The 6394-nt window shown below is 67.9% G+C and carries 6 protein-coding genes; 4 read left to right on the top strand and 2 right to left on the bottom strand.

Features of this window, described 5'->3' with window-relative positions; all coding sequences use genetic code 11:
• Together tssE and tssF are read left to right on the top strand one after the other, a co-directional pair.
• Positions 1–549, top strand: coding sequence for a type VI secretion system baseplate subunit TssE (gene tssE / locus D3H34_RS30570; protein ID WP_119558602.1), 549 nt, complete (start codon positions 1–3; stop codon positions 547–549).
• A 69-nt stretch (positions 550–618) separates the two neighbouring features.
• On the top strand, positions 619–2499 hold the full coding sequence (gene tssF, locus D3H34_RS30565) for a type VI secretion system baseplate subunit TssF (protein WP_119558601.1): 1881 nt from the start codon (positions 619–621) through the stop codon (positions 2497–2499).
• A gap of 6 nt (positions 2500–2505) precedes the next feature.
• On the opposite strand, the gene D3H34_RS30560 is transcribed toward tssF, so the two are convergent.
• Positions 2506–3099 carry a TetR/AcrR family transcriptional regulator gene (locus D3H34_RS30560; RefSeq protein WP_119558600.1) on the bottom strand — a complete coding sequence of 198 codons (594 nt, stop codon included), beginning with the start codon at positions 3097–3099 and terminating at the stop codon, positions 2506–2508.
• A gap of 84 nt (positions 3100–3183) precedes the next feature.
• Here D3H34_RS30560 and D3H34_RS30555 point away from each other — a divergent pair, with 84 nt between their 5' ends.
• Both D3H34_RS30555 and D3H34_RS30550 read left to right on the top strand, forming a co-directional pair.
• The gene (locus tag D3H34_RS30555) at positions 3184–3612 is read left to right on the top strand and encodes a VOC family protein (protein WP_119558599.1); all 429 of its coding nucleotides are present in this window, start codon (positions 3184–3186) and stop codon (positions 3610–3612) included.
• Between the two features lie 100 nt (positions 3613–3712).
• Positions 3713–4402, top strand: a complete 690-nt coding sequence (locus D3H34_RS30550; protein WP_119558598.1) for a GNAT family N-acetyltransferase — start codon at positions 3713–3715, stop codon at positions 4400–4402.
• Positions 4403–4560: 158 nt separating this feature from the next.
• Here D3H34_RS30550 and D3H34_RS30545 read toward each other — a convergent pair whose 3' ends face one another.
• Positions 4561–6363: an ABC transporter ATP-binding protein gene (locus D3H34_RS30545; RefSeq protein ID WP_286186473.1), complete on the bottom strand. Its 1803-nt coding sequence runs from the start codon at positions 6361–6363 to the stop codon at positions 4561–4563.
• Between the last annotated feature and the right edge of the window lie 31 nt (positions 6364–6394).

Here is a 6394-nt window from a genome sequence, read left to right as displayed (position 1 = left end):
CTGCACCCCGGCGCCCGCGCGCCCCGCACCGCCGATGCGCCGGCCCCGCCGCGCGTCCATGCGCAGCTGCTGCCCACGTTGTTCGACCGCCTGCGCGACGAAGCCCCCAGCCGCACCGCCGAGCTGCCCTCGGAGTACACCGCCACGCCGGCCCGGATGCGCGAGATCATCCAGCGCGACCTGGCCCTGCTGTTCAACACCACCAACGCCGAAGACCTGATCGACCGCGCGCGCTACGCCGATGCGGCGTCTTCCACCGTGAACTACGGCGTGCCGCCGCTGGCCGGCGGCTATCTGTCGGAGCGCAAGTGGGCGGACATCGAACGCATCATCCGTCGCGCCATCCGCGACTACGAGCCGCGCCTGATTCCCGACAGCGTGCAGGTGGTGCCGCTCATGAAGGAAGACGGCGCAGCCGAGGCCTACAACGTGCTGCTGTTCGAGATCCGCGCGCTCATCTACCTGAAGCCGTATCCGCTCGCGTTCACCGTGCAGAGCGCGGTCGACCTGGAGACCAACCGCATGCGCATCGTCGGCGCGGCGGATTGAGGGTGTTGTCGCCCGTCTCTCATCTCTTTCTCTTTTCACTTCACACCACGCCAGGGAAGGCTCACCGTCATGGATCCGCAACTCCTCGAGTACTACAACCGGGAACTGGTCTACATGCGCGAGGCAGCGAGCGAGTTCGCCGCCTCGCACCCCAAGATCGCCCGGCGCCTGGGCATGCACGGCATCGAGGTGGCCGATCCGTACGTGGAGCGGCTCATCGAATCGTTCAGCTTCATGTCGGCGCGCATGCAGATCAAGCTCGACGCCGAATTCCCGCGCTTCACGCAGCGCCTGCTCGAGGTGCTGTATCCCAACTACCTGAGCCCCACGCCGTCGATGGCCGTGGCGCAGCTGCATCCCAGCGTGAAGGAGGGCGACTTCACCCGCGGCTTCGTGGTGCCGCGCGGCACGGCCTTCCATGCGCGCGTGCCGGCGAGCGAGCAGACACCGTGCGAGTTCCGCTCCAGCCAGGACGTGACGCTGTGGCCCTTGGAGATCGCCGAAGCCCGGCTCACCGGCGCACCGCCCGACATTCCGGCGCTGGAGCGCTACGTGCCGCCGCATGTGCAGGTGACGGGCGCGCTGCGCCTGCGGCTGCGCATCGTGGGCGAGATGGGTTTTTCGACGCTGTCCGGGCTCGATCGGTTGCCGATCTACCTGCGCGGGAACGAGCAGGTGGCGTCGCACCTGTTCGAGTTGCTTCACACCTCGGCGGTCGCGACCTTCGTCGGCGAGCCGGGCCAGTTGATGGAGCGGCCGCATGTGGTGACCGAGGGCGCGCTGGTGCATGAGGGGCTGGCGCCGGGCGAAGGTCTGCTGCCGCTGGCGTGGAACACCTTCCATGGCCACAACCTGCTGCACGAATACTTCGCGTGCCCCGAGCGCTTCTACTTCTTCACGCTCACGCAACTTGCGCCGGGGCTGGCCCGCATTCCCGGCAAGGAGGTCGAGATCGTCGTGCTGCTGAGCAAGCCGCCCGGCGCGTTGAGTGCACTGGTCGATGCGGCGCAGTTCGCGCTGTTCAGCACGCCGGTGGTCAACCTGTTCGAGCGGCGCACCGACCGCATCGAACTCGACACGGCGCAGACCGAGTTTCACCTCGTGCCCGACCGTTCGCGGCCGATGGACTTCGAGGTGTATTCGGTGCAGCGCATCGCCGGCCAGCAGGCGCGCACCACGGCCGAGATCGACTTTCGCCCGCTCTACCAGACGCTCAACGAAGACGAGGGCAACCACGGTCGCTACTTCTCGGTGCGGCGCGAGCCGCGCTTGGTGTCCGACACGGCGCGCAAGTACGGCACGCGCACGCCGTACATCGGCACCGAGGTGTTCCTGTCGCTGGTCGACCAGCAGGAGGCGCCGTACCCCGAGAGCCTGCGCTACCTGTCGGTGAAGGCCATGCTCACCAACCGCGACCTGCCGTGCCTCGTGCCGCGCAACGGGCAGGCCGACCTCGCGGTGGCCGATTCGATCCCGGTGTCGGCGGTGGGCCTGATCCGCCCGCCGAGCACGCCCAAGTCGCCGTTCGCGCAGCGCGAGATCGCGTGGCGGCTGATCCGGCAGCTGGGCTTCAACCACCTGCCGCTGGCCGACATGCCGCACCGCGAGGGCGCGCAGGCGCTGCGCGACATGCTGCGGCTGTTTGTCACGGCCGACAACGACGTGCTGCGCCGGCAGATCGACAGCCTCGTCGGCTCGCGCATCGAGCCCGTGACGCGACGCCTGCCGGGCGCGGGGCCGCTGATCTACGGGCGCGGCGTGCAATGCACGCTGAGCGTCGACGAGGAGGGGTTCTCGGGCACCAGTCCTTACCTGCTGGGGCTGGTACTGGAGCACTACCTCGCGCGGCACGTGAGCATCAACGTGTTCACGCAGACCACGCTCGAATCGATGCAGCGCGGCACCGTCGCGAAGTGGCCCGTGCGCATGGGCGGGCGCGGCGCGGTCTAACCTTTCCTAGCTCTTCTTCGGCGGGAGCGCCTGCTCCAGCAGCCACAGCATGGCGGCCCGCACCTTGGCGGCATCGGCGCCGGCATCGATCTCCAGCGCCGCGCGGTCGAAGGCGGCCGACAGCAGGCGGGCGAGGGCGTCGAGCGACACCTCGCCGCGGCCCATGCCGGCGCGCGCCAGCCCCTGGCGCAACGAGCTCGCCGAGGTGGCGTCGTCCATCGACATCATTTCCGTCAGGCCCAGCACGGCGGGTCCGTCGATCAGCAGCAGCCGGGTGCGGCCCGGCACCGTCATCGCTTTCAGGTAGGCCTCGCTGCCCACGAGCAGGGCTTCGCGTGGATCGAGGTCGTCGGGCGTGGCCGCATCGATGTCGGCAGCGACCGCTTGAGCCTCGCGCAGCAGCACCTGCCGGAACAGGTCGCGCTTGTCGTTGAAGTGGTGGTACAGCGCGCCGCGCGTGATGCCGGCGGTCATGGCGATCTCGGGCGTCGAGGTGTCGCCGTAGCCCTTGCCGACGAAGAGCGTGCGGGCCGCTTCAGTCAGGGCGAGGCGGGTGGTTTCGGTGCGTTCGCGGTTGGTGCGTGCCGGGTTTTTGGCCATGACCCTAATTTACATGCAGTCTGTTTGTGGATTAATATTTAACTTACATGCAGTTTGTATGTTTAATCCACGAAGGAGCACCCCATGAAAGTGACGAGCTATTACCCGGTGATCATGACCAACGACGTGGCCGGCACCGCGGCCTTCTACCAGGCGCATTTCGGGTTTGTGTCGCTGTTCACGACCGACTGGTACGTGCACCTGCAGCTGGCGGACGATCCCTCGGTGAACCTCGCCGTGCTCGATGGCACCCACCAGACCATTCCCGCCGCCGGGCGCGGGCAGGTGGCGGGCGGGCTGCTGCTGAACTTCGAAGTGGAGGACCCCGACGCGGTCCATGAGCGCCTGAAGGCGGCCGGCCTGCCCATCCTGCTGTCGCTGTGCGACGAGGCCTTCGGCCAGCGCCACTTCATCACGAGCGACCCGAACGGCGTGCTGATCGACATCATCAAGCCGATCCCGCCGTCGGGCGAATACGTGCAGCTGTACGAAGCGGGCGCGTCGCCCGCCTGATGCGCAAGCGCCATCTCGTCGGCGCTTCGTGGCAAGAATGGCACCAAAGATGTCGTTTGCGACTGTGGCCCGGTGCGAACCCGCCACATAGACTGGGTGCATGACAAAGCTTCCCGACGCAGGCCTTCTCGACAACCTCCCTTGGTTCGCCCTCACCACGAAGCAGGCGCACCTGGGGCAGGGCGCAGAACTCGCCGCCCGCTACCACCCGGATGTCGCCGCGTTCGCCGGCATGGCGAACACGACGCCCGAGGCATTCCGACAGCTCGGCCTGCTCGTTCCGCCCGGCGATCACGTGCTGCTCACGACCCCCGAACTGCTGCCGTCGGTGGAAGGCGTGCATGCGGAGCGCCTGTTTTCCGTGTGCCAGATGGTGGACACCGGCGAGCCGCAGAGTGCCGTGCAAGACGATGTGGTCCGGCTGCGCGCCCCCGATGCTCCCGCGATGCTGGAACTGGCCCTCGAGACCAAACCCGGTCCCTTCGGCACGCGGACGCATGAGATGGGCCGCTACATCGGTATCCGCGACGGCGGACGCCTCATCGCGATGGCCGGCGAGCGGATGCGCTGCGAGGGCTACACCGAGATCAGCGCGGTCTGCGTGAACGACGCGAACCGCGGCAAGGGAATCGCGGGTCGCCTCATGAACATCCTTCGCCGCGAGATCCGCGCGCGTGGCGACACGCCTTTCCTGCATGTGCGCGACGACAACGCGACGGCCATCGGGCTCTACGAACGTCTAGGTTTTAGGGCCCGGCAGACGCTTCATCTCTACCGGGTCGGCTTTTAGGGCCTGTTCACCCTATTTCTGGCGTCGCGTTGGCCGGCAAAGGGGCGGGCCACTCGGCGTTGCGTTCCTTGCGTGTGCGCATGCACACGCGGCGTCACGCGCCTTGATTGGCCCGCCCTGGCAGGCCTTCGCGACGCCAGAAATAGGGTGAACAGGCCCTAGGCCCTGAGCGCCTCGTCTTCGTCGAGGTTGTCGCCCAGGAAGCCGCCGCTCTGGTGCGCCCACAGCCGCGCATACAGGCCGCCTTGTGCCATCAGCGTGCGGTGGTCGCCTTCTTCGACCACGCGGCCTTCGTCGAGCACGATCAGCCGGTCCATCGCGGCGATGGTCGAGAGCCGGTGCGCGATGGCGATCACGGTCTTGCCTTCCATCAGCGTGTACAGGCTTTGCTGGATGGCGGCTTCGACCTCGGAGTCGAGCGCGCTGGTGGCTTCGTCGAGCAGCAGGATCGGCGCGTCCTTCAGCATCACGCGCGCAATGGCCACGCGCTGGCGCTGGCCGCCCGACAGCTTCACGCCGCGCTCGCCCACGTGGGCTTCGTAGCCGCGCCGGCCACCCGCATCGCCCAGCGTCTGGATGAAGTCGTGTGCTTCGGCACGCCGCGATGCCGCCTCGATCTGCTCGCGCGTCGCGTCGGGCCGGCCGTAGGCGATGTTGTCGGCCACCGAGCGGTGCATCAGCGAGGTGTCCTGCGTGACCATGCCGATGTGGCTGCGCAGCGAATCCTGCGTGACGTGCGAGATGTCCTGCCCGTCGATGAGGATGCGGCCGCTTTCCAGGTCATGGAAGCGCAGCAGCAGGTTCACCAGCGTCGACTTGCCGGCGCCCGAGCGGCCCACGAGGCCGATCTTCTCGCCGGGCTTCACCGTGAGGTTGAGGTCGTCGATCACGCGCCGGCCGGCGTCGCCGTACTTGAAGCTCGCATGCTCGAAGCGCACCTCGCCGCGCGGCACGTCGAGCACCGTGGCGTCGGCCGCGTCGAGCACCGTGCGCGGGCGCGACAGCGTCTTCATACCGTCCTGCACCGTGCCGATGTTCTCGAACAGGCTGGTCATCTCCCACATGATCCAGTGCGACATGCCCTGCAGCCGCAGCGCCATCGCCGTGGCGGCGGCCACCGCGCCCACGCCCACCGTGCCGTGCGACCACAGCCACAGCGCCATGCCCGCCATGCCCGCCGTGAGGCCCATGCTCAGCGTGTGGTTGACGATCTCGAAGGCGCTCACGAGCCGCATCTGGCCGTAGCCCGTCTTCATGAACTCGCGCATCGCGTCGCGTGCAAAGCCGGCCTCGCGCTGCGTGTGCGAGAACAGCTTGACGGTCGCGATGTTGGTGTAGGCGTCGGTCACGCGGCCGGTCATGAGCGCACGCGCGTCGGCCTGTGCCTTGCCGACCTTGCCCAGGCGCGGCACGAAGTACACCAGCGACACGATGTACAGCACCAGCCAGATCACGAAGGGCCACACCAGCTGCGCGTCGAGCACGCCCACCAGGATGATCATGGTGGCCACATACACACCCATGGCCACCAGCACGTCGGCCAGCACGAACACGGTTTCGCGCACGGCCAGCGCGGTCTGCATCACCTTGGCCGTGATGCGGCCCGCGAACTCGTCCTGGTAGAAGGCCATGCTCTGGCCCAGCATCAGGCGGTGGAAGTTCCAGCGCAGGCGCATCGGCAGGTTCACCGCGAGCGTCTGGTGCTTCACGATGGTCTGCAGCGCCACCACGACGATGCTGATGACCAGGAACGCAGCCAGCCACAACAGCGTGTCGCCGCGCTCGGCCCACAGCCTGGACGGGGCTTGCGGGCCCAGCCAGTCGACGATGCGCCCGAGGATCGCGAACAGCGCGGCCTCGAAGATCGACATCACCGCGGTGAGCACCGCCATCGCGGCGATCTTGCCGCGCACGCCGTGCGTGCAGGCCCACAGGAAGGCAAAGAAGCCCTGGGGCGGCATGGAAACAAAGGCAGCACGCGCCGACGACCAC

This window comes from Acidovorax cavernicola, assembly GCF_003581445.1.
This window is presented reverse-complemented; position numbering and strand designations above follow the sequence as displayed.

Bases quoted from the DNA above. Each gene is read 5' to 3' on its own strand.
- tssF (WP_119558601.1), top strand. From the start codon at position 619: ATGGATCCGCAACTCCTCGAGTACTACAACCGGGAACTGGTCTACATG.
- D3H34_RS30560 (WP_119558600.1), bottom strand. From the start codon at position 3,099: ATGGCCAAAAACCCGGCACGCACCAACCGCGAACGCACCGAAACCACC.
- D3H34_RS30555 (WP_119558599.1), top strand. From the start codon at position 3,184: ATGAAAGTGACGAGCTATTACCCGGTGATCATGACCAACGACGTGGCC.
- D3H34_RS30550 (WP_119558598.1), top strand. From the start codon at position 3,713: ATGACAAAGCTTCCCGACGCAGGCCTTCTCGACAACCTCCCTTGGTTC.
- D3H34_RS30545 (WP_286186473.1), bottom strand. From the start codon at position 6,363: ATGCCGCCCCAGGGCTTCTTTGCCTTCCTGTGGGCCTGCACGCACGGC.